The organism is Alkalihalobacillus sp. BA299 (assembly GCF_017745675.1).
In the GTDB taxonomy this organism is placed as follows: Bacteria; Bacillota; Bacilli; order Bacillales; family Bacillaceae_F; genus Alkalihalobacterium.
Genome location: NZ_JAFLJM010000028.1, coordinates 1 through 21,187, shown reverse-complemented (window position 1 = coordinate 21,187; position 21,187 = coordinate 1). Strand labels below are relative to the sequence as shown.

At 34.4% G+C, this 21,187-nt stretch carries 20 protein-coding genes and 6 pseudogenes; 8 read left to right on the top strand and 18 right to left on the bottom strand.

The window, feature by feature from the left end:
* Nucleotides 1-184 precede the first annotated feature (184 nt).
* The 4 genes and pseudogenes from J0N78_RS23560 to J0N78_RS23545 form a co-directional block, all read right to left on the bottom strand.
* Complete coding sequence (locus J0N78_RS23560) at nucleotides 185-1,333, bottom strand: glycosyltransferase family 4 protein (RefSeq protein ID WP_209125530.1); 1,149 nt, start codon at nucleotides 1,331-1,333, stop codon at nucleotides 185-187.
* A 2-nt stretch (nucleotides 1,334-1,335) separates the two neighbouring features.
* Nucleotides 1,336-2,289, bottom strand: a complete 954-nt coding sequence (locus J0N78_RS23555; RefSeq protein ID WP_209125529.1) for an NAD-dependent epimerase/dehydratase family protein — start codon at nucleotides 2,287-2,289, stop codon at nucleotides 1,336-1,338.
* The gene (locus J0N78_RS23550) at nucleotides 2,286-3,566 is read right to left on the bottom strand and encodes a UDP-glucose dehydrogenase family protein (protein ID WP_209125528.1); all 1,281 of its coding nucleotides are present in this window, start codon (nucleotides 3,564-3,566) and stop codon (nucleotides 2,286-2,288) included. The genes J0N78_RS23555 and J0N78_RS23550 overlap by 4 nt, the downstream gene beginning before the upstream one ends.
* A 598-nt stretch (nucleotides 3,567-4,164) precedes the next feature.
* Nucleotides 4,165-5,743, bottom strand: a pseudogene (locus J0N78_RS23545) (IS1182 family transposase); the annotation flags it as partial.
* Nucleotides 5,744-6,342: 599 nt separating this feature from the next.
* Between J0N78_RS23545 and tnpB (J0N78_RS26615) the strand changes: the two are divergent.
* Complete coding sequence (tnpB, locus tag J0N78_RS26615) at nucleotides 6,343-6,510, top strand: IS66 family insertion sequence element accessory protein TnpB (RefSeq protein ID WP_209125556.1); 168 nt, start codon at nucleotides 6,343-6,345, stop codon at nucleotides 6,508-6,510.
* A gap of 16 nt (nucleotides 6,511-6,526) precedes the next feature.
* Here tnpB (J0N78_RS26615) and tnpB (J0N78_RS23535) read toward each other — a convergent pair whose 3' ends face one another.
* The gene (gene tnpB, locus J0N78_RS23535) at nucleotides 6,527-6,838 is read right to left on the bottom strand and encodes an IS66 family insertion sequence element accessory protein TnpB (RefSeq protein ID WP_280637269.1); all 312 of its coding nucleotides are present in this window, start codon (nucleotides 6,836-6,838) and stop codon (nucleotides 6,527-6,529) included.
* Between the two features lie 82 nt (nucleotides 6,839-6,920).
* Nucleotides 6,921-7,124 (bottom strand): IS66 family insertion sequence element accessory protein TnpA, encoded by a 204-nt coding sequence (gene tnpA, locus J0N78_RS23530; protein ID WP_209125526.1) that lies wholly within the window; start codon nucleotides 7,122-7,124, stop codon nucleotides 6,921-6,923.
* A 307-nt stretch (nucleotides 7,125-7,431) separates the two neighbouring features.
* On the opposite strand from tnpA, the gene J0N78_RS23525 reads away from it, so the two are divergent.
* Together J0N78_RS23525 and J0N78_RS23520 are read left to right on the top strand one after the other, a co-directional pair.
* The gene (locus J0N78_RS23525) at nucleotides 7,432-8,361 is read left to right on the top strand and encodes a glycosyltransferase (RefSeq protein ID WP_209125525.1); all 930 of its coding nucleotides are present in this window, start codon (nucleotides 7,432-7,434) and stop codon (nucleotides 8,359-8,361) included.
* Between the two features lie 2 nt (nucleotides 8,362-8,363).
* Nucleotides 8,364-9,380 (top strand): STELLO glycosyltransferase family protein, encoded by a 1,017-nt coding sequence (locus J0N78_RS23520; RefSeq protein WP_209125524.1) that lies wholly within the window; start codon nucleotides 8,364-8,366, stop codon nucleotides 9,378-9,380.
* Between the two features lie 295 nt (nucleotides 9,381-9,675).
* Here the strand turns inward: J0N78_RS23520 and J0N78_RS26700 are convergent.
* A pseudogene (locus J0N78_RS26700) lies at nucleotides 9,676-9,879 on the bottom strand (IS1634 family transposase); the annotation flags it as partial.
* Between the two features lie 308 nt (nucleotides 9,880-10,187).
* Between J0N78_RS26700 and J0N78_RS23515 the strand changes: the two are divergent.
* Entirely contained in the window at nucleotides 10,188-10,325 is a 138-nt protein-coding gene (locus J0N78_RS23515; RefSeq protein ID WP_209125523.1) for a hypothetical protein, read from the top strand.
* 316 nt (nucleotides 10,326-10,641) lie between these two features.
* Nucleotides 10,642-11,213 (top strand): annotated as a pseudogene (locus J0N78_RS23510) (reverse transcriptase N-terminal domain-containing protein); the annotation flags it as partial.
* Nucleotides 11,214-11,313: 100 nt separating this feature from the next.
* Here J0N78_RS23510 and J0N78_RS23505 read toward each other — a convergent pair.
* The gene (locus J0N78_RS23505) at nucleotides 11,314-11,550 is read right to left on the bottom strand and encodes a tyrosine-type recombinase/integrase (RefSeq protein ID WP_307794998.1); all 237 of its coding nucleotides are present in this window, start codon (nucleotides 11,548-11,550) and stop codon (nucleotides 11,314-11,316) included.
* Nucleotides 11,551-11,637: 87 nt separating this feature from the next.
* Nucleotides 11,638-11,897 (bottom strand): annotated as a pseudogene (locus tag J0N78_RS23500) (transposase domain-containing protein); the annotation flags it as partial.
* A gap of 23 nt (nucleotides 11,898-11,920) precedes the next feature.
* Between J0N78_RS23500 and J0N78_RS26695 the strand changes: the two are divergent.
* Nucleotides 11,921-12,178 (top strand): annotated as a pseudogene (locus tag J0N78_RS26695) (transposase domain-containing protein); the annotation flags it as partial.
* Between the two features lie 631 nt (nucleotides 12,179-12,809).
* Here the strand turns inward: J0N78_RS26695 and J0N78_RS23495 are convergent.
* Nucleotides 12,810-13,526 (bottom strand): family 6 glucosyltransferase, encoded by a 717-nt coding sequence (locus J0N78_RS23495; protein ID WP_209125522.1) that lies wholly within the window; start codon nucleotides 13,524-13,526, stop codon nucleotides 12,810-12,812.
* A gap of 171 nt (nucleotides 13,527-13,697) precedes the next feature.
* Entirely contained in the window at nucleotides 13,698-14,483 is a 786-nt protein-coding gene (locus J0N78_RS23490) for an NAD-dependent epimerase/dehydratase family protein (protein ID WP_307794997.1), read from the bottom strand.
* Nucleotides 14,484-14,774: 291 nt separating this feature from the next.
* Here J0N78_RS23490 and J0N78_RS26610 point away from each other — a divergent pair.
* Together J0N78_RS26610 and J0N78_RS23480 are read left to right on the top strand one after the other, a co-directional pair.
* Nucleotides 14,775-15,008 (top strand): annotated as a pseudogene (locus J0N78_RS26610) (glycosyltransferase family A protein); the annotation flags it as partial.
* A 462-nt stretch (nucleotides 15,009-15,470) separates the two neighbouring features.
* Nucleotides 15,471-16,223, top strand: a complete 753-nt coding sequence (locus tag J0N78_RS23480; RefSeq protein WP_209125520.1) for a glycosyltransferase family 2 protein — start codon at nucleotides 15,471-15,473, stop codon at nucleotides 16,221-16,223.
* Between the two features lie 229 nt (nucleotides 16,224-16,452).
* Here the strand turns inward: J0N78_RS23480 and J0N78_RS26605 are convergent, their stop codons facing one another.
* The 7 genes from J0N78_RS26605 to J0N78_RS23440 all read right to left on the bottom strand — a co-directional run bounded on the left by J0N78_RS26605 (nucleotide 16,453) and on the right by J0N78_RS23440 (nucleotide 20,778).
* Nucleotides 16,453-16,614: a transposase gene (locus J0N78_RS26605; protein WP_209125554.1), complete on the bottom strand. Its 162-nt coding sequence runs from the start codon at nucleotides 16,612-16,614 to the stop codon at nucleotides 16,453-16,455.
* 308 nt (nucleotides 16,615-16,922) lie between these two features.
* Nucleotides 16,923-17,279, bottom strand: a complete 357-nt coding sequence (locus tag J0N78_RS23470) for a helix-turn-helix domain-containing protein (RefSeq protein ID WP_209125519.1) — start codon at nucleotides 17,277-17,279, stop codon at nucleotides 16,923-16,925.
* Between the two features lie 311 nt (nucleotides 17,280-17,590).
* The gene (locus J0N78_RS26600; protein WP_209125518.1) at nucleotides 17,591-17,827 is read right to left on the bottom strand and encodes a transposase; all 237 of its coding nucleotides are present in this window, start codon (nucleotides 17,825-17,827) and stop codon (nucleotides 17,591-17,593) included.
* A 145-nt stretch (nucleotides 17,828-17,972) separates the two neighbouring features.
* Nucleotides 17,973-18,074: a transposase family protein gene (locus tag J0N78_RS26595; protein ID WP_209125552.1), complete on the bottom strand. Its 102-nt coding sequence runs from the start codon at nucleotides 18,072-18,074 to the stop codon at nucleotides 17,973-17,975.
* A 359-nt stretch (nucleotides 18,075-18,433) separates the two neighbouring features.
* Complete coding sequence (locus tag J0N78_RS23450; protein ID WP_209125517.1) at nucleotides 18,434-19,126, bottom strand: glycosyltransferase family 2 protein; 693 nt, start codon at nucleotides 19,124-19,126, stop codon at nucleotides 18,434-18,436.
* A 58-nt stretch (nucleotides 19,127-19,184) separates the two neighbouring features.
* Nucleotides 19,185-19,871, bottom strand: a complete 687-nt coding sequence (locus J0N78_RS23445; RefSeq protein WP_209125516.1) for a galactosyltransferase-related protein — start codon at nucleotides 19,869-19,871, stop codon at nucleotides 19,185-19,187.
* Between the two features lie 13 nt (nucleotides 19,872-19,884).
* Nucleotides 19,885-20,778, bottom strand: coding sequence for a glycosyltransferase (locus J0N78_RS23440; protein ID WP_209125515.1), 894 nt, complete (start codon nucleotides 20,776-20,778; stop codon nucleotides 19,885-19,887).
* Nucleotides 20,779-21,187 lie beyond the last annotated feature (409 nt).

Below are 21,187 nucleotides of genomic sequence, written 5' to 3'. Positions count from 1 at the left end.
TTCAATATATTACTACTTACATATGTACCTTTTAGTGGATTTGTTCTGTCGCTTGCCTAAGAAGTGTTAACATTTTTAATCCGCTTAATAAAGGTGGAAACGCATTTAGTGGTGAACAAAAATTTAAAGGTTTAGGAGAAAATAGAACATCCTAAACCCTACCGCTGGTGCTATTTATTAAAATCTAATTTGTAATCCCTTCTTTTATAGCTTCATAGGCTGTTTCAAGACGTTTTACAGTATGCTTGTATTGAAAGTTTTCTTCAACGAGTAAACGACCGTTTTTTGCAAACTGTAAAGCAACATTTGGGTTACATAAATAGTAATCAATGGCATCGGCAAATTGTTTCGGTACGTTATAATCATCAATAACATAGCCATTTTTTAAATGGGTGATAACTTCGGTATTACCGCCTCTATTTGTTGTAATAATCGGGAGCCCCGCCGCCATTGCTTCATAATGAACTCTAGCAAGTGGTTCCTCCCATTGAGAGCTGCATACAAAAATGTCGGCAATTAGAAAAAATTTAGGAATTTCTTGTGCAGGAATAAATTTTGTAAAAATCACTTTTTCCTTTAAAGGCTTTGCAAGCTGGTAGAGGTAATACACATAATGATTAATTGTATTATCACTAAACCATTTGCCGCCAGCAATGACTAAAACAGCATCAGGATGTTTTTTTATCAAGGATCTCATCGCTTGAATTAGAATATGGGGTCCTTTCGATTTACAAAGACGCCCGGCAAATAAAATCACCTTTTTATTTTCTACACCATATTTTTCTCGATAATGCTGACGTATGGGTTGAATATGTGAGGACCAAATCGGCGAATAGTCATTTAAGTTCACACCTGAATAAACAACGGTCGTTTTATCACCGGCTTCAGGAAACCGATTCATGAGTTCTTGTTTAATATATTGACTGATCGCAAAAATATGATCACAAGTCTCAATCACCTTTTTTCCTAACTCATAAGCAACCTTTTCTTCACGTAATACATCATTATGAAGGCTTAGTATCAATTTGCTGTTTGGAGCAACCTCTTTAAAATGTAATATCGCTTTTGGACGGTTGTATACTTGAATAATATCAAAGCGAGATTGAGATAAAAGTTTAGCAATCTCTCTCATATAATTTTTATAAGGAACGCGAATATATTCAATGTTATTCACTATTTCTCGATTAGGTAGTGAATGGTCAGCGACTGAAAAGATGGAAATGTCATGCTTCTCACTTAATATTGGTACGATTCCATCAATTAACACTTGGATCGCTCCACCTTTGATAGCCGGTGAAGGAAGGTTCTCGGTACATACCAACGCAACTTTCATGATCACACCTCCTTGTAGAGTTGCTTTAAATCTTCTATTTCTTTTTGTAGTCCTATTTTTAGAGAGATGGTTGGATAATAATGAAGGAGTTTTTGAGCTTTAGAAATATCGGCCCACGTGTGTTTCGGTTCCCCGCGAGTATTTCCAGTAAAATTGATATTCGCTTTTTGTTGAAAAAGCTCTTCAATAATGGAGATGGTATCTAAGACTGAAGCTCGTTCTTTTCCACCAATGTTAATCGTCTCTCCGATAATAGAATGGTCTGTATAAAGTGTCGCTGCTGTTCCTTTTACACAATCAGATATAAACGTAAAGTCGCGAGTTTGTTTTCCATCACCATAGACTTCGATTGGTTCACCCAGCATTATTTTTCTAATAAAGCGGTGAAAAGCCATGTCAGGTCGTTGTCTCGGGCCATAAACGGTGAAATATCTTAGGATTACGATAGGAACACCATCATTTTCATGATAGACCCGACATAAATATTCACCAGTTAATTTCGTTACACCATATGGGGAAAGAGGAGTACACCTGGAATCCTCTGATACTTTTCCTGTTTTGTCGCCGTAAGCGGAGGAAGTGGAAGCATAAATGAATTTTTTAATGGGTAAGTTACGGCTCGCCTCTAATAAACGTTGAGTCACATTGATATTATAGTTAACATAAAGTTTAAAGTCTTCCCCCCAGCTCGTTCTCACCCCTGGCATACCGGCTAAATGAAAAATGACATCGACGTCTTTCAGGTGATCATCCCAATTAATATCGAGCAAATCTTTTTTTACAAATTGAAAACGAGGGTGGTTCATAAGGTTCACTAAGTTTCTCTGCTTTATAGCATGGTCCGTAAAACCTACAAAACCATCAACCCCAATGACTTCATTTGATTCATCTGTTAGTAGATATTCACATAGGTGCGAGCCGATAAACCCAGCGGCACCAGTCACTAGTATTTTCACAATTGCCCCACCCCTAAATAGTGGAAGCCGGCATGCCTTACGATTCTAGGGTCAATGATATTGCGGCCATCAAGAACAATGTTTCCATCCATTGATTCTTTCACTTTTAACCAATTGATTTCTTTAAATTCATTCCATTCGGTCGCAACGATCAGTGCGTCAGATTGTTTAACAGCTTCATAGGCGTTCGAATGACAAATAATCTCGGGATGGTCTAGCTTAACTACAGGATCGTATGCGTGAATGGTTGCACCTTCCTCCAGTAATTTTTCGATTAATCGAATTGAAGCAGAATAACGGGTGTCGTCTGTGTCAGGTTTGAAGGAAAGTCCCCAAACCGTAACTTGTTTTTCTTTTAGCTCTGGAATAGCGCTTTTCAGTTTTTTCAAGTAGATATCAATTTGCATATCATTGACGTTTTGTACGGAAGTAATTAACTCGGGGTGAATGTTTTTCTTTTTCGCGGCATACGTCAGTCCTTGTAAATCTTTAGGGAAACATGATCCACCGTATCCTAACCCCGCTCGAAGGAAAAGTGGACCAATTCTCGGGTCGGTTCCGAGTCCCAAAGCAACATCAGATACATTCACTTCATACGCATCACATATTCGGGCAATTTCATTAATAAATGAAATCTTGGTCGCTAAAAAAGCATTCGAAGCATACTTAATCATTTCCGCCCCCGTTAGACTTGTCACAATATAAGGAGCATGTATTTGTTGATAAATCTTTTGCATCACTTGTACTGGCTCAGGTCGCTTTATACCGACTACTACCTTATCTGGCTCCAGCATATCCTTCACAGCTGAGCCTTCACGTAAAAACTCAGGATTGGAAACGATATCAAACAATTCAGGGTCGACATCTTTTTCAATAAACATGTTATAAATTTCTTCATTTGTTCCAGGTGGTACCGTACTTTTAATAATAATCGTTTTGTGAGAAGTTATTGAATTGGCAATATCATCGACAACTAACTTTACATAGGTGAGGTTTGGACTTCCATCTTCTAATGATGGAGTGCCAACCGTAATAAAAATTATTGGATTTTCATCAATTTTTTCCTTCACTTTAGTTGAAAAAGTTAAATGGTTGTTCTCTATGTTTTTTGAAATTATTTCTTCTAAGCCCGGTTCAAAAATTGGAACGACTCCTTTTTTTAACATGGCTATCCTTTCATGATTTATATCTACACAATCGATATAATGACCACAGTCAGATAAAACGGCTGCAGTTGTAAGTCCTACATACCCAGCTCCAATCACACATATATTCATCTGAAATCTCCTTCCAAACTGCAAATACGACATCGAAAGTAATGGCTTATATATCGTATTAATGGGCATAGGAAAGACGTGACAATATCCCAGTATATCGCTGAAAAATGGGTGAAGTCCTAGTTATTTAGGTCTGATAAGAGTTTTTTTACAGGACAATGCATCAAGGAAGGAGTAAGTATTCAATTATAATTCAAATTCATACTGTCAACATCAGCCTTTTTCGAATGGGACAAATTCCTTACCACTATTTTTGAGAATACAGTACTAGCAAGGAGAAAAGGAATAGTATATATCTATTCTTATTAATTTATAAAAAGTTATTATATTAATATAAGGAAATGATATTACATTTTATTAGGTCTATGTATTTATTATAAAAGGAGAGTTTTCTTAGAAACAAAAAACATAATTGTAACAGGAATTCCAAGAGGGGGGGACTACTTTAACGAGTGCATTACTAGACAGTTTAAATAATTGTGTTTGCTTAAATGAACCAAAATGGCAATTAGAATGGGTAAATAATACAGAACCACGACATAAATTATACATGGATATACGAGAGTTGGTTAAAGGTCTGAACCGTAAACTACAAGGGTTTAAGAATGTTGTGGGCTAATGCAATTAATCCTAGTTCAATGTATACTTTTTCTTTCCCTCGAAGGTGGAGTCTTCGAAAGCCAAGATTTTGTTTGACATGACCAAATACGCTCTCCACATCGATTTTTCTTTTTTGGTAGAGCGTTCGGCCTTCTTCACTATTTAACTTTTGGTTTTGCTTCGTTTTTAATTCTTCATAAACTGGATTGTAATGAATTTGGCGATTTCCCTTTGTTTTTGTACAGTCTGCTTTAAAAGGACAACCTTCACAAGATTCACATTCATAGATTTTAAAATCCCGAGTATATCCGTACTGATCCGTCTTTTTACTATAGCGTTTAAAGATTACTTTCCGTTGATTCGGGCACCAGTAGAAGTCATCTTTCTCATTATAATTCCAGTTGTGAGGATGGTACGTTTTTTTAGAGAAGGATGGTTTTTGTTCTTGGCGAAATGTATTGTACGGAATCAAGGTTTCAAATGTTTCTTCTTCCATGGCGACGTAATTGGATTCGCTTCCATAACCCGCATCGGCAATTAACGTGTCTGGCAATGGAATCCCACTTTCTTTTAGCGCTTTGACATGAGGTTCAAGACATCGTTTATCCGTTGGATTGTGGTACAGCGTATGAAAAAGAATGAATTGATTTTTCGTTCCGACTTGCCAGTTGTAGCCTGCTTTTAACTGTCCGTTGTTCATATGGTCATCTTTCATGCGCATAAATGTCGCATCGGGATCGGTTTTGGAGTAACTATTACGCTCACCAAAGAGACCGAAGGCTTCCTCGTATTTTAAAAGGCGAGGAAGATAATCGGTTGTGACTTTTCGATAAAGTTTTTGAAGAGGTTTTGCTTCTCTTTTTTGGACTTTCTTTTCTTCTTTATCTTTCGCTTGTTCGATTTGCTCTTCTTTTTTCTGTAATTCCTCTTCAATCGAATGAATAACGGTTTGAAGAGCTTCGCTTGAAATACGTGGTTTTTCAAATAGGGTATCTTCTTGTTTAGGCTGAGCTGTATCTAGTTCAATATGATCCTCGATCGCTTGAAGCATCTCTTCTATTTTAACTTGGAGCTTTTCCTCATATCCAACGATGCTCTTTTTCCAAACAAAGGAGTACTTATTGGCATTCGCTTCAATTTTAGTCCCATCTAAAAAATAAGACTTCCCATCCACATAACCTTCTTTAATAAGTAAGCAGGTTAACACTGAAAATAACGTATCCATTAATAGTTTTAGCCGTTCAGAACGAAAACGATTGATCGTACGAAAATCTGGTGTTTGTTGAGCCGCTAGCCACATCATAGGAAGGTTCTCCTGAAGAGCTTTGGCATTTTCTCGACAAGAGAACATCTTTTGTGTGTAGGCAAAGAGTACAATTTTCGTCATCATTTTCGGGTGATAAGCAGGGCGACCGCCACCTTTATACTCCTGGAAGAAAAGATCATCACTTAACGCATTGATCATGCCGTTTACCACTCGAACGACATGATTGTCTGGGATTAAAATCTGAAAAGTCAATAGGAAGAATAAGTTGATTCATGTTATACTGTTTAAACGTAGCCACTTGGTTACTCAAAAAAAATCGCCTCTTTCTTTTAATTTGTTTAGTTGTGGTGACTTCATTTTAATCGATTTGGCGATTTTTTTGTGCACTTTTTTTAAAAAATATTATGAAAAAAGGGGCTGTCCCATAAGGTCATTTTATGACCTTATGGGACAGCCCCTTTGAAATCAGTTTCTTACTCTACTACCCTTCATTTTAAACTGAAATAATTTGAAAAAATGGAGAGAGAACGGTAAGCCCCCATTCAAACAACGCATATAATTAGGCAGCACCTCCTAATACGATACAAGTATAAATAGAAGGAGGTGCTTTTTTGATGCCGCAAGAAAAATTAACTATTGTCCCCGTTACACTTCTTCCCGAAAATAGTAAATCCTCACCGGTTTGTTCAACAATCGGTTCCTCTAGCATCTGCACAATCAAAACGGAAAAAGTAGAGATCTCCTTTTACAACGGCGTTGAGGGGCACATCATCCAAACGATCATAAAGGAGTTGAAGCATTGGTGAAACATGATTATACGGATGTGAAAAATATCTATATCATTTTTGGAAAGACGGATATGAGAAAAGGAATTGACGGATTAGCTCCCCTGATTCAAGACTCTTTTGAATTAGTTCCTATGGCGATTCTATATTCTTATTTGCTGGATGGAAGAAAGATCGATATAAATGTCTGTATTTCGATGGGGATGGCTTCGCTATGCTCTATAAACGTTTGGATAATGGTAAGCTGCAATGGCCGAAAGATGAACAAGAAGTCCGTAATCTGTCGCAGTAGGAACTTCGCTGGCTCCTTATTCCGAATTCAGTATAAGGAGCCAGCGAAGTTGTCGTTCGGTAATAGGCATCACTTTATCGTTCGCATTTTCCGGCCATTTAAATCTCCCTCTTTCCAGACGGCGATAGGCAAGCCAGAACCCATTATTTTCCCAATAAAGCAATTTAATTTTATCTCGTTTTAAATTGCAAAATACAAAGATAGCATTGGAAAAAGGATCTAGTTTGAAACTCATCTGAACTATAATGGCCAGCCCGTCAATGCTCTTTCGCATGTCCGTTTTTCCTATGGCAAGGTATACATTTGATGTCTGCTTCAGGTTTAACATAAGGTTAGTAGAGAATGAACAACTTCTGCAAAAAGTTGTTTGTTGAATCCTTCTGAGACGGAAATCTCCGCGTTACCGATCTTTACAGTAATCGATGGTGATCCAGAGATAATGGAATCGGTGTGAAGAGGTACCCATTGAATCGTTTGATCATCTGCCAGCGTAATTGACTAACTTTAAAACTATGAGATTCACACCATTGTGCTGCAGTTAATCCGCTGATATGGTAGTTTTCAATGAGTTCGTCCCACTCTTGCGTACTTAATCTTCTAGTAACCTCTGCCATAATAGCACCTCCTGGGTACTATTATGATAAACGCTATCTAGGTTTTGTAGGTGTAGATAGTTTGACGCTTACAATAGAGAAACTATGTTATTACATCACAGCTAGTGGCGAAGAGCCTGATTTGGGTTGATGTTACGGACTTTCGAAATTCGGGATAAATTTCTATAGAAGTATTGTCCAAATAAATCAAATAGGCAATAAAATAAAAGTTGTAACAGTTAGTTATGAAAAATAATAATTTATAGAAGATGAAGGAAATACTAGCCAAAGAATGAAAGTCGTAATAAACGGAGAGGAGGATAGTGGAGTGGAAGTATATCAAGAAGGGATAAAAAATTACCCTGAAGATCCTACGCGCTTTTATAATTTTTCACGCTTCAAATCATTAGCTGGGGATTTTTTGCTTATTCATAATATTGTTGATTGGAGAAAGTTGGGTACAAAAAATAAGAAAATAGTGTATCTTGAATTTGAAGAACCTAATCGGCTTTGGGTTCCAGATGCTTCATTTAATCATATACCATATGAGGATTATTTTTATAAAATATTTACAATTTGCCCATATACCTCAAAATGGTTGAATCAAAAGTATTCAAATAATAAAAGAACATTTGTATTTTTCCCTTTTAATGAGCAGTTAATCCCTAAAAAAAATAATAAAATATTTGATGTCTTTTATTCAGGTCATTTACGCAAAAAAAATATTATAGAGGTGGCTCAAACAATAAGTAAATACAACTACAAGATCGTATCACATAGCAACCACAAACTTGTAACCGATAGGAGTGTGTCCTATCAAAAAAAATTGGAAATTGCTTCAAAATCGAAAATCAGTGTTGTTCATAATTTACTCTTTTTAGGGAAAGATCAATTAAATCATCTCTATCAAATTGATGGGTGGGAGAATAATGAGGCTTTTCATTATGTTCCTAAACCCGGCGATGATCTTAAGGACAGCGAAGTTCTTGTACCTCAATTAAAATCGAGAGTGTTTGAAGCTGCATTTTCTCAATCTTTAATTCTATGTAGAAAGGATCCGTTTAATATAATAGAGTATTTTTTTGAACCTAATAAAGAATTCATTTATTATCAAGAGAATGAATTGGATAAGAAGATAGCAGAAATATTGAAAAATTATAATGAATATTTGCCAATTGTTCAAAATGCTTATGAGAAAGCTAAAAATAAGTATACCACGAAAGCTTTTTTTGATAAATATTTGAAAGGTGTGAAGTGATCTTGAAAAAGCACAGCGATGAGCGGAATAAATTTTTTATTGTTATCACCACTATTCATGATCCGACTTCAGCTATTAAAAAATTTTCGACATTTTCCAACTACAATATTATTGTAGTTGGAGACCTTAAGACCCCTTCAAATTGGCAACATAGTCATGTTGTATTTTTCCCAACTAATAAACAGAATAATATTGATTATAAAATAATAAAAAAATTACCATATAATCATTATTCTCGGAAAATGATCGGATATCTATATTCTATACAATCTGGAGCGCAGATTATTGTTGATACTGATGATGATAATATTCCTAAAAACAACTGGGGTTTTCCAAAGTTCGAAGGTCCATTTGAAATTACTGATCAGAATTTGGGGTTTATTAACATCTATAAGTATTTTTCCAATATGCACATATGGCCACGAGGTTTGCCACTGGATAAAATTACAAAGCCAAAAAACTTTTCAACCAATTTGAAAAAAAAATATTCCTTTATTGGCGTTTGGCAGGGCTTAGCAGATGGTGATCCTGATGTAGATGCAATATATCGTTTAACTAATAATACCTCTTGTTATTTTGATGAAATTGGGCCAATTGTTCTTGGAAAAGGAACAATTTCCCCTTTTAATTCACAAAATACTGCATTTCGTAAAGAACTATTTCCCTTATTGTATCTTCCCGCATATGTAACCTTTCGTTTTACTGATATTCTAAGAGGTTTAGTTGCCCAACCCATTATGTGGACTAAAGGTTATCATTTAGGCTTTACTAAAGCAACGGTAGTTCAAGAAAGAAATGCTCATGAGTTTATCAAAGATTTTGAATCGGAAATCCCATGTTATCTATATCCTTACAAAATTATTGATATAGTATCTAGGAGTATTAAATCAGAATATTCCATAGAGGATAACATGTATCAAGCTTATGAGGCACTATACAAAAGTGGTATTGTTAAAAAAGAGGAAATTGAACTTTTAACATTGTGGTTAGAAGATATATCAAGATATGGAAAACCATAGATATACTTTTTTCTACGATGATTCCCTAATATTTTATCAGAAGTCTTTTACTCCCTTCCATGTAGAAAATGGTCAGTAGCCAGAAATTATTTCAAATAAATATAAATTTGTCTTCTTAAAATCTTTAAAAAAAGCTGGAACAAGCTAGAAATTTCATTGTCAAGATACTGTAGTGAAAGGGATATAATAACCTCAATTGCTCCAGCCGAGTTCGACAATTGCTAGGCAAATAAAATACCTGCAAACCCTTATCCATTGTGGGCTCACGGGATTGGGACACAGATAAGGTGTGTATCTATGCCTTCGGATCAATTTTTATGAACCTTGGAGGAGGTTCAACCTCAAGCGCCGCAAAGGCTTGACGTTGTTTGGTTGTCAGTTCTGTGCTTTGGTAGACGTCACCGTTTTTTGAAGAAAAATGTCCAAGATGAATACGTTCCAATTCTTTACGCAAAGCATCCCAAGTTTCACTAGTCTTTACTTCAATGATACGAACCAATGAACGGAAACTTTAAAGCACTTTCGTGCTTTAACTAACTGAGGGACTGACCATGCTTCCAAGCAGGGGCGTGTCATATAGTGGGTGCGAATCCCACCCAGAAAGGTTGAGCCGACCACTGGTAGTTAGCCTTGGAGAATAGAAGGTAACGGCTATGTTTAAGCGTAGGGTGCTACATGAAAGTTGCTTAATATCAGTGTAATACAATTACTTGCCTAGTCGTTAAGGCAATTCCCAATCGAAACGGCGTATCTGGCAACAGATAGGTCGGTTGCATGAGATAAAGCGTAAGGTGTACATGAGCGCACATGGAAACCGCGCAAGGGAAAGATGAACAAGTTGAACTTTACGTGAATCTTTGTAAGCTTCGTCATAAACAGCTAACGAAAAAGAAATGCGTTGCGTTAGTAGAACAGGTAGGAAAAATGGGCTTCTACGGCCATTGAACAACGACCACAAACCTGTCGGAGTAGAGAAGACACCTACCTTCATCGTATCTGATTTAAGCGGAACTTGGTAAGCCTCATGCAATCTGCATATGTAGTAGGAATATCGCAAGATAAACCGACGTTGCAGGAGGTAAAGGAGATTGGAAGAAGCGAAGGCCGTTACGCCGAAAGGCAACAGGAATACATAACTGAACGGATAACATCGGTCAAGTGACCAAATCCATGATGTAACCCCAAAGGGTGCTGACTTCCAATTGGTCATCAACCAGAAAGAAAGCGAAAAGCATCTTCTGTCGAAAGGAAGGAATAAGTTATGAATGCTTTGCATCAAAAGTCGGCTATTCCCTCACTTATCCAATGGTCCTTACTAAATTGGAAAGAGATCGAACGATATGTACAGAAGTTACGACAACGGATCTTTCGTGCTGAACAGCTAGCTCATCATCGAAAAGTAAGGAAGTTACAACGCTTGATGCTTCGCAGCCAGGCTAACTTGTTATGGTCTATTAAACGAGTAACTCAAATTAACTGAGGTAAACGCACAGCAGGTGTAGATGGACATAAAGTTCATAAGCCTTCAGCTAGAGAAGAATTATTTATCCTTATGAAAACACAGAGTGTCTACACTCACCAACCTAAACCTGCAAGGCGGATTCGCATTATGAAAAAAATGGAAAATTACGACCGCTTGGCATACCCATTATAAAAGATAGAGTATGGAAGAATGTGGTCAAAAATGCGCTGGAACCTCAATGGGAAGCTCAATTTGTGGCGACTTCCTATGGGTTTCGACCGAAGAGGACACATGACGCTATACAAAGTATCCACGCAAAAGCGAATGCCAATAGCACGAAAACATGGATATTTGAAGGAGATTTTAAAGGATTTAGCGGCATTAATTTAGGCTCAGATTAACCGTTTAGGTCAGTTAGATATGGTAATTCTATTCCAATCTAGCTCATCCGCAGTATTTCATTAAATTTCGTTATGTTCCTGTCCGGATGCCATAAGGAGTCTGAAAGGAATGGACGGGATCGCCTTTTAACCCCATTATGTTACGCATTTTTCGCATAGGATGATGCTTTGAAAGTTCTTTTAAGTCAGAGGTGGTGATGTGCAAATAAATTTGAGTGGTCGTTATGCTTTTATGTCCAAGCAATTTTTGAATAGACACCAAATGAGCTCCCTCTTGCAGGAGATGTGTAGCACAAGTGTGCCGAATATGGAGATATCCCCATATTCGACAATATGTAGAGTCATAAGCGTCAAATAGCCCACACCTTGTGAGAAGATGAGGGCTGAGTTACGCTTATTTGGAAAAGATGCGGCAAGTCAACGGTAAGGATGACGACCAAGGAACCAGCATTTTCAACGCCTCAGGATCGGTTGGATCGGAGAGCTGAGGCAACCGATCAAAGAGATAGGTCAAGTACTGAAACGGATTAAGCTGGTTTGCTTTTGCGGTTTCCACGATGCTGTAGATGATCGCGCTGGCCTTGGCCCGCGAGGAGTGTTGCTGAATAAGAAGTTTTTACGGCCAATGACCACGGGCTTGATGGATCGCTCAGCTGGTTATTCTAATGTTTTAATAACCAGCTGAAAACGCTATCCGTCCAAGTGTGGTGGGAAGAAAAAGCTGGCTACACTCCGTTAGTGAATCTGGTGCAACAGCAAACGTCATCTGTTTAAGTATTGCAGAAACCGCTAAAAGTAACGGTGTAGATTTCTATGAATACATAAAGAAACTTTTGACGGATCTACCGAATTTCAACATCCATTAAAACCCTGAAATTTTAAATCAATACATGCCTTGGTCAAAGTTAATTCAGGCAGCGTGTAGCAGAAAATAAAATAGCCGTATATTCGATTAAAAAAAATCGCGATATACGGCTAAAAAAAATCGCGATATACGGCCATTTGTTGTACGTACCGTAAGGTGCGCTTATTTTTTTATAATTCGGGCTTACAGAGAACGTACAAAATCTGAAATAATCCGAAAAAAATATCACATTATTTCAGATTTTAGGATGAATGAATGTGAAAAAGCTGACCTGAAATAATGTGATGATTTACAGTATATCTCGATAAAAAAATCATGATATACGGCTATTTGTGATGCGTACCGTGAAGGTGCGCTTATTTTTATAGTCCAGGCTTACCATCCATTTGTAGAGCTGGTGAAATTTAAAAACCCCAATCTTCAAATCCTTCTTTCATTTGTTCAGTATATTCCCTACATCACGACATGTCTATTTTCTTAACATAGAACATACACAGACGATAGTTCCTTTTTTAGTAAAGTTTTGAATCGAAGGAAGTAACAACAAGATTAAAATGATAAAACGACGTGTCTTTAGCTATCGGACATCATTTCAACCTACTAGTAAAGCTTGAAACAGCTAATTAATTTAAAGCACCAACTCAGGTCAAGAACCTTTATGTTTATAAAATGAGAATATATTGAATTAAATTTACTCATTATCAGTTATGTCTTAAAAAAGCATGCCCCCCCCATTTCTTTTTATCTCTGATTATGATTTTAGGAGTAAATGGGAGGTTCCAACCTTCTGGATAGCCATAAGATGGATTTAGTATTTTTATGGTTTTTCCTAAAAGATATTTATTTAAATGTGATTCATCATGCCATATAGCGGTAACTCCATTAGCTAAATCTTTCTTAATCCTTCCATCCAATGTTTTTATCAACTTCAAATAATCATGTGATCTTCCTCCATTTAATCCACCCATAAAATAGTACTTACCTTGCCCATATGGAATATAAGCTTGACTATTAGGGTTTCTATCGTATGAAAAAGCATTTTCTTTTTTATTATAGAAACCTGGATGAATAACTGCCATTAATCCTTCTTTTTTGGGTAAGATTTCTTCTTCATACACAATATCTACGAGCAACATATTAGCATTAAAAAAGAACAAATAATCATATTCCTTTAACTCTTCTTCTATTTTTCTAAACATATTAAATCTCATTAATGTATTTCTCGGCCAACCTAAATTTTTTTGGGATACCTTTCTTACAGTATCATTATCTTCGTTATATATCCTCTTAGCATCACTAAAGACAAAGTACATTTTTTGACAATTAGGTAAAAGGAATTTTTCAGAACTGTTATAAAAGCTCTCCCAAAAAATCTCATATTTACCTGTACAAATATATAATAGGCCTACTTTATTCAAAATTCTCCACCTCTTTTTGGAACCGTTTTAGTTGTAAGTTCATAAGTTTTTGTGAAAATTAATCGTTTCGTTTAAACCATCTATTAAATTATATTTTGGCTGCCATTTAAGAAGTTTTCTTGCTTTCTTATTACATAACCTGCTATACCTAATATCCCTATCTCGCTTTGGTTAATATGAAGGGATAGAAGGGCCTGGGATTAGAGAAATTATTTTGTGATAAAGCTCATTTATGGTGACTTTTTCATTTCTAGAAATATTAATTACTTTATTGTCACCATAACTTAATGAACGGATATTTGCATTAGCTACATCCTTTACATAAATAAAATCCCTTGTTTGGTTTCCATCTCCAAAAATAATCGGTATTTCGCTTTTTAACAACTTTTTAATAAAAATAGAAATAACTCCTCCTTCTCCTTTTGGTGTTTGACGGGGACCATAAACATTGGCATATCTTAAAATTGTGTAAGGTAAATGATACTGATGATGAAAAAGCTTAATATACAATTCCGAAGAATGTTTAGAAACACCATAATAAGAGATTGGTTGAATTGGGAAATATTCTGTTATACTGCAATCAGAAGTATTACCGTAAACAGCAGACGTAGAGGCATATATAAACTTTTTTATTTTAAATGTTTTGCAATACTTTAATAAATTTAATGTACCCATAATATTTACAGATGCATCTGTTAGAGGACTTTTCATAGATCGAGTCACATCTACTTGCGCGGCCTGATGTATAACATAATCCGGTTTTTCTTTAGAAAAGACATTTATTACTTCAGATGATAATATATCCATTTTATACATTGTAATATTTTTAGGGATATTTTCCTTTTCCCCTGTACTTAAATTATCAATAATGATAGGTTCATATCCGGTTTTCAATAATAAATCAACAATATGCGAGCCGATAAAGCTTGCTCCCCCTGTCACCAAAACTATTTTCATTAGTATCACAACACACCTTTTTAATTTTAAACTTCTAATGTAGTTTATGTACTTATTACCTAAAATGTATAGTTACTTAACTAAAAGGAATTTCATTATTATTAAAGCTAACTTACAGACAATATTCTAAACGAATGAGGAATTGGCTAAATCTAGTGTTGTGCCTAGAACGTACTGGTTTATAACTTAATACAATAGAATATCAAACTATTTGGAGAAGTTAATATATCTATCTCTCAAAATAATCCAAAGGTTAGTGTTATTATTTCTTGTTAAAATTACGGACAATTCTTTGAAGAAGCTGTGGATTCTTGTTTAAGTTCCGTCTTTCAAAATATTGAACTCATTATTGTAAATAACGGTTCTACCAATCGATATACAAAAAACTTAAGGAATAAATCGAAAACTAGGATGACCTATCAGGAAAATAAAGGATTACTTGTTGCTCAGAATGCTGGAAATAAGGAAGTAAAAGGAAACTATATTTTCCCTTTACATGCAGACGATAAAATTCCCCAACCTTAATTGAAAAAGATGTTAAAGTCTTGATAACAAGCCATAAATTAGTTTTGTTTCTCCTAGTAGTATCAAATTTTTTTGATACCTTGAAACGACTTGACTTCCTGCAGCTTTTAATATACAAACACTTTTTCACATCAATATTGTAGTTGTATGTTCTCTAGTTAGAAAACAAGTTTGGGAATTAGCTAGTAGTTATAATAAGGATATGAAGATTGGGACTTTTGACTTTCCCTTACAGAGAAAGGATGGCTTGGTGATACTATTCGGGAACCATTATTCTTTTATCGTCGCCATGGATGTACAATGGGACCGAAAGCTGATTCTAATCGTACGTCTCTTATAAACCAGATTAAGAAAAATCAACCTAAACTTTATGTAAATCAATAAAGATGATACACAAGCAACTATAAGTTAGTCATTTAAATAAATGATTATAGAAAGTTTTTAAAAAAGAAGGTGGAATCCTTGTGTTTAATATCAGTTATTATCCCTACATGGAACCGTGAAAAAACCCTTAAAAAAGCTATTTTAAGTGCCCTTAATCAAACGGTTGATTCAATAGAGGTATTAGTTTGTGATGATGGCTCAACAGATAAAAGTGAAAATATAGTAATTTCGTTAAAAGATGATAGGGTAAAGTGGATTCCAGGAGAGCGCGGTGGAAGACCTGCTATTCCTAGAAATAGAGGAATCAAAATAAGTAAAGGTCAATGGATTGCATTTTTAGATAGTGATGATGAATGGATGCCAAATAAATTAGAAAAGCAATTAACTACTTTAACTAAACATAATCATCTAGCATCTTGTACTAACGCGTATCGATATATACCAAATAAAGGTGTTTCAGATACCTTATTAATCAATGAAAACAAATCAATATTAACTTTAGATGATTTAATTAAAGTAAATCAAGTCATATGTAGTTCTACTATTGTTCATAAATCTTTATTTTTAGATGTCATTGGTTTTCCGGAAGGGAGAGATATGAGAGGAGTAGAAGATTACGCATTATGGTTAAGAGTAGCTACAAAAACTAAATTCGCATTTATTAATGAACCATTATTAGTTTATAATGATGATCCTGTTAATAGTGAAAGGAGCCAAAGTACAAATGACCCTAATATACAAAGAAAAAAGGTTTTTTCAAATTTACTTATATGGTCAAAAAATACAAGTTTGGAGAAAAAGATTATACAAAAAATCTATGGGATTAATTAAAAATGTTTTCTTAGATATCGCTATCTTTGAAGTCTTTGTTCTATTAATGTTGGAATTATCTAAACACTTTGTAAGTAACGATGGTAAAATGGTTCTCTCGCAATTTTGGTGAAACAGTATAGGGAGGCTTATATGAACAGATGGATATTTTTCAAAAATAGTGTTTATCGAAATCGATAAAGGACCTTTTGTGAAAATAAGGTAAGCGCCAAACCAGTTTTTTCCAGTGTTAGTTGAATTTGCGTGATTCAAGTAGCAATAATTTATTCCGTAGAAGTTCAAAACTATTTCTGCCATACATGATGCGTTTGATTGTCTTTAACTTATTCACACTCCCTTCAGCCAATCCTTTACTATAGAGAAGCGTAAATGCATTTTTAACCGCATTTATTTTCTTTTTTTATTCCGTTGAGAAAACTAGTCAATTCACTTAATTCGAGGCTTTCTACCTCTGCTATCCATGCATGTAAAGATTCTTTTTTCCCTGAAAGAAGTATCTCTTTAAAATGCCAACCAAGTGGTGCAATTTATCTAATAACGGATACTTCTGGACAACGTTCTTCACTTGTTCATGGGTGAGTGATTTCATTTTCTCTAGAGGTTTATAAAGTAGCTTTACTAGCTATTTTCTTTCTATGATCTCAGTAGAACCAACAGCATCATAGTCTTTGAGATCTTTTTGCTGCCTTTTTTCTTTCGCTATGAATTGTCTAATAGCAGCTTCTGATCCTGTATATCCTTTTTGCGAAGGGATGTATGAATGTCTTTATAGGGTATTCCTTTCGCACGCAATGCAATGACTTCATTTCTAAAGGGAGACAGTTTTCCTGGACGCTGTACGTCATATTGACCATGAATAGGATTGAAGTTGGGAGATAAATAATTTTTTATTGTTTTCTTTGTATAGCCTGTCTTATCTGCTATTTTTCTTATACTATACCCTTCTTTCTGTAAAGCTCTTACTTCTTTGACTCTATCCATGATCTTCTGGATAGCTTCCTTATGTTCACGACAACGCTTATCATCTGAATTTTTTGGGATATCTTCTTCAGGCATTCAGGCATTCTAATATATTTTCGAATTGTTTGAAGACTGCATTTCGTTAGAGATTTGATTTTTTGTATGGTTCGTCCTTGAGAAGCCAAGGACTTGACCAGTAGAATTTTATCACGGCGTGACGGTTTACTACTCAGCAGTTCGTTCATCACTTTCTTTTCCTTTGTCAAAGAAATGACAATTCGTCCAGATAAAAACTTATAAATACATTGGATGATCGCATCCGTCAAATTTTTCACTAAATGAAATCGATAACTGATGTGATGGGCGTTTGGATGAGCTTCTCGAATAGCAGAAGCATATGTATGAGATCAATCTCTTGGGCCATATTTTAAATTTGGAAATTGTGAGAGCCAAGCGACAACGTCATTTTTATCTCTTGATTCTATTATATCAATGATCCTGCCATCGTTTAGATCAACCATTACAGTGCTGTAACTAGTTCTCTTTTTCATAGCAAAATTATCGATACAGACAGCTTCTATTTTCTCTTTATTTATTGTCGGTTCGTTTTTTTTGATAATAACAGATCGTACTTTTTTTAACATCGACTACATGTTGCGTTAGATAAGTTGAGGCTGAAACAGAACTTTGTGTTAGTGAAATTTCGATGATCGTTTCTTTTAACCACTTTGTTTTTTTGTCTTTATTGTCTATAAAGGAAAAGGATTCTGCAAATGTCGTACGATCACATTATGGGTTATCACAAAACATTTTTCGATTGGATAACGTAATCAACACTTTTTTACCTTGAATAGGTAAATCTTGAAAGCTTCGTTTGTAACGAGAGTGGATTCGGGAAGATACTGTTTAACAAAAAGGACACATACATTCTTTTTGAGTAGATTTAACATAGAAATGGATATGTCAGTACCTGTAAAAATCAAATTCTCGTCAAGTAGTCAAGTAGTTTCATTAATTCATCCATAGCACTACCTCTCCAATGATCTTTTGTTAGCTTAAGTATAACAGAGTAAAACACTAATTGAACCAAAACTGGGAATAACTATAAAATAATCACCACCTGTTCATTAGATAGAGATTTTTTTCTGATACGTGGTCCATAATCAGCCCCTTATAAATACAAATACTGAAAAGTAATCTATCGATTTACACAAATTTATTAATATTACCAACGCTTTTTAATTTAAATATTATTTATCCTGTGATGAAACGATCGATTTAAAGTTATCAGTAAAAGTTATTAATTCTCCTTTTCTTAAAATAAAATCATCACCATCTTTCCAAGTATGATGGTTTTGATTTGGCTTTCTAATTAAGGTATAGTTCTCCTTATTTGTAGAGTATATTCTAAAACCACATTTCCTACATTGCTTTAAAAATTCCTGGTCTGATCCAACTCTTCTATTACCAAATTTCACTTTCTGAAATACATTTTTTTTAAAAATGAGCGTTCCACCAGCCACAGAATTTACATACTGATTTTCACTATTTTTATGCATTATTATTAAAGCATTTTTTCTTTCAATATATGCGTAATATGTTGTTTTACCTATGATTTGAGTATTAATTTTATTAAAAGCTAACATCGCTTCTGTTAAATAATGAGTTGAATAATAATCATCATCGTCAAACTTAGCAATATAATCGTATTTTGCTTTACCAACTCCAAAGTTCAAACATTGGCCTAAAGGAGTCTTTTCTGGTAATTGATACACTGAAACATTGTGAGCATTTTTTGCTCTATTTTCCCATTCATTAAGATCCATATTATCTTTATTTAAAATGATAATTAATTCCTTGTCTCTCCACCCTTGAGTGTTATAATTTTCAAAAACATTATCGATATAATTTTGTCGCATTGTACAGGTAATAACTGATACCATTACAAAAATACCTCCATTTCAAAACAAGTTAAATTAATAATCTATTACCTGTTGATTTTTACTTTTTTTTTCTATCATTAATGAGTTTTTCTATTGCTTCTTTTTTTCCACTAGCTTTTTTATACTTTTGATAAAGTTGATCGTTCTGATTAAGATTTGATTTCTCCATGGGCGGATGCCATAAATGATAAATACTTGAATCTATTCTGACAAAAGGACCACATATTGCATTCATTGCCAAGACAAATGTATCGTCTTCTCTCCCCCAACCTACAAATCTTTCATCAAAACCACCGACAGCTTCAAAATGATGTCGTGGAATGACATTTAATCCGCCAACACTACTGTAGGTTCCGGAATGGCGTTTTCTAGCCTCTATTCTAATATTCGTCGGCCATATAGGTTTAGTTTTCAAAAGCTTTTTAGTACTAGTTTCCGTTAAATTTAATACATTATTATATGGAATAACCCATGGATGGATTTCAAGTAGTTTTATAGACTTGGTTATAATAATTGGATCATAAAATATATCAGCATCAGCAATAACAAAAATACTATTTGTTGCCATTTGAGCAGCTTGGTTTATGCCTTTAGACCTCGAAAATATTTCATCATTTTGTTCACCAATACATATTTCTGCTCCAGGAAGCATTGTTTTGTAGAATCTTTTTACCCATTCGAATATATCTTTTCTCATCCTATTATCCGACTGAAAAGGGATAAGAACTGAAATATTGTTAAACATTTATATGCTCCTTTTACTGTTTTTTAATTTTTATAAGGAAATTTGATAATATTTTTTTAAAAGAGTCCTGATTAAAATAATGTATTTTGTTGTTTTTTTGTAATAATTTATCAATCCATTTTTCTACATCCGTAATTTTTTGCTTTAATAATTTCAGGTGTTTTTGGTTCTTTGATTTAGTAAGAAGTCGATGGATGTGGAATTCTTCCTTAGTTGGTTCAATTCCAAGATAATGTATTTGTTTTAAACGAATTTTATTGGTTGTGTTTAATTGCTCTTTATAAAATACTTTTCCTATTTGATTTTTATGCATTCTATAAAATAATAAGGGTTCAGGTAAATTTGCTAAATTTGTTTTTTGTGCTAAACGAACCCATAAATCATAATCTTCAGCATGTATGGCATCCTCGTTATAAAATAAGTTAAATTTATTAAGGATGTTCTTTCGAATCATAACAGTAGGGTGGTAAATACAACTATTAAAAAGTAGGGAACATTTAATTTCATCGTGATGTAAAGGAGCTTTCCAGATGCTGTTTTTATCCATTCTCCTTAACCAAGTTCCGCAAACACCTACTTTTGAATTATTTTCCAAAAATTTAAATTGTCTTTCCATCCGTTCTGGTAAGCTAATATCATCACAATCCATTCTTGCGATATAATCTCCTTTTGATAATCTAATACCTTTGTTTAAAGTTGAAATTAACTTTAAATTATTTTCATTATGAACTAAACGAATTCTTGAATCTTGAAATGATTTAATAACTTTTACACTATTATCAGTTGATCCATCATCGATAATTAATAATTCAAAATCTTTATAGGTCTGACTTAGAATACTCTTAATCGATTCGTTTAAAAATTGTTCTCCATTATATACAGGCATTAACACGGTTACTTTGGCCAAATATAACCCTCCACACCTTTGAGTTTTTAAAAGTTGATATTTTACTTCTATTAACTTATTCATTATTTTCTAAATATTATAATTAAAAGACCTATAAAAATAGAAAATAGGCAAAATAATATATATTATCTCAATAATTATGGTAAAAAGGTGAGTTAAAAACATAAGGCATGAAATGCCTGCTAACTTACAAGTTATAATGCCCTGCCAAACAAGTTATTAATGAATTTTTCCATAACTTAAACTAGCAAGTTAAGCTAATTTTTTATTTATTAACTCAACTTTCGCTCACTGAAATAGGCAGGTAGACCTTGATGTAATTAGGTAAGCCTGCAATCCAGTGTTGTAGTTGACATCGAATTAACTTTTGAATCTTTTTGTTACTTTCTTTTAGGACATCTTGAAGAAG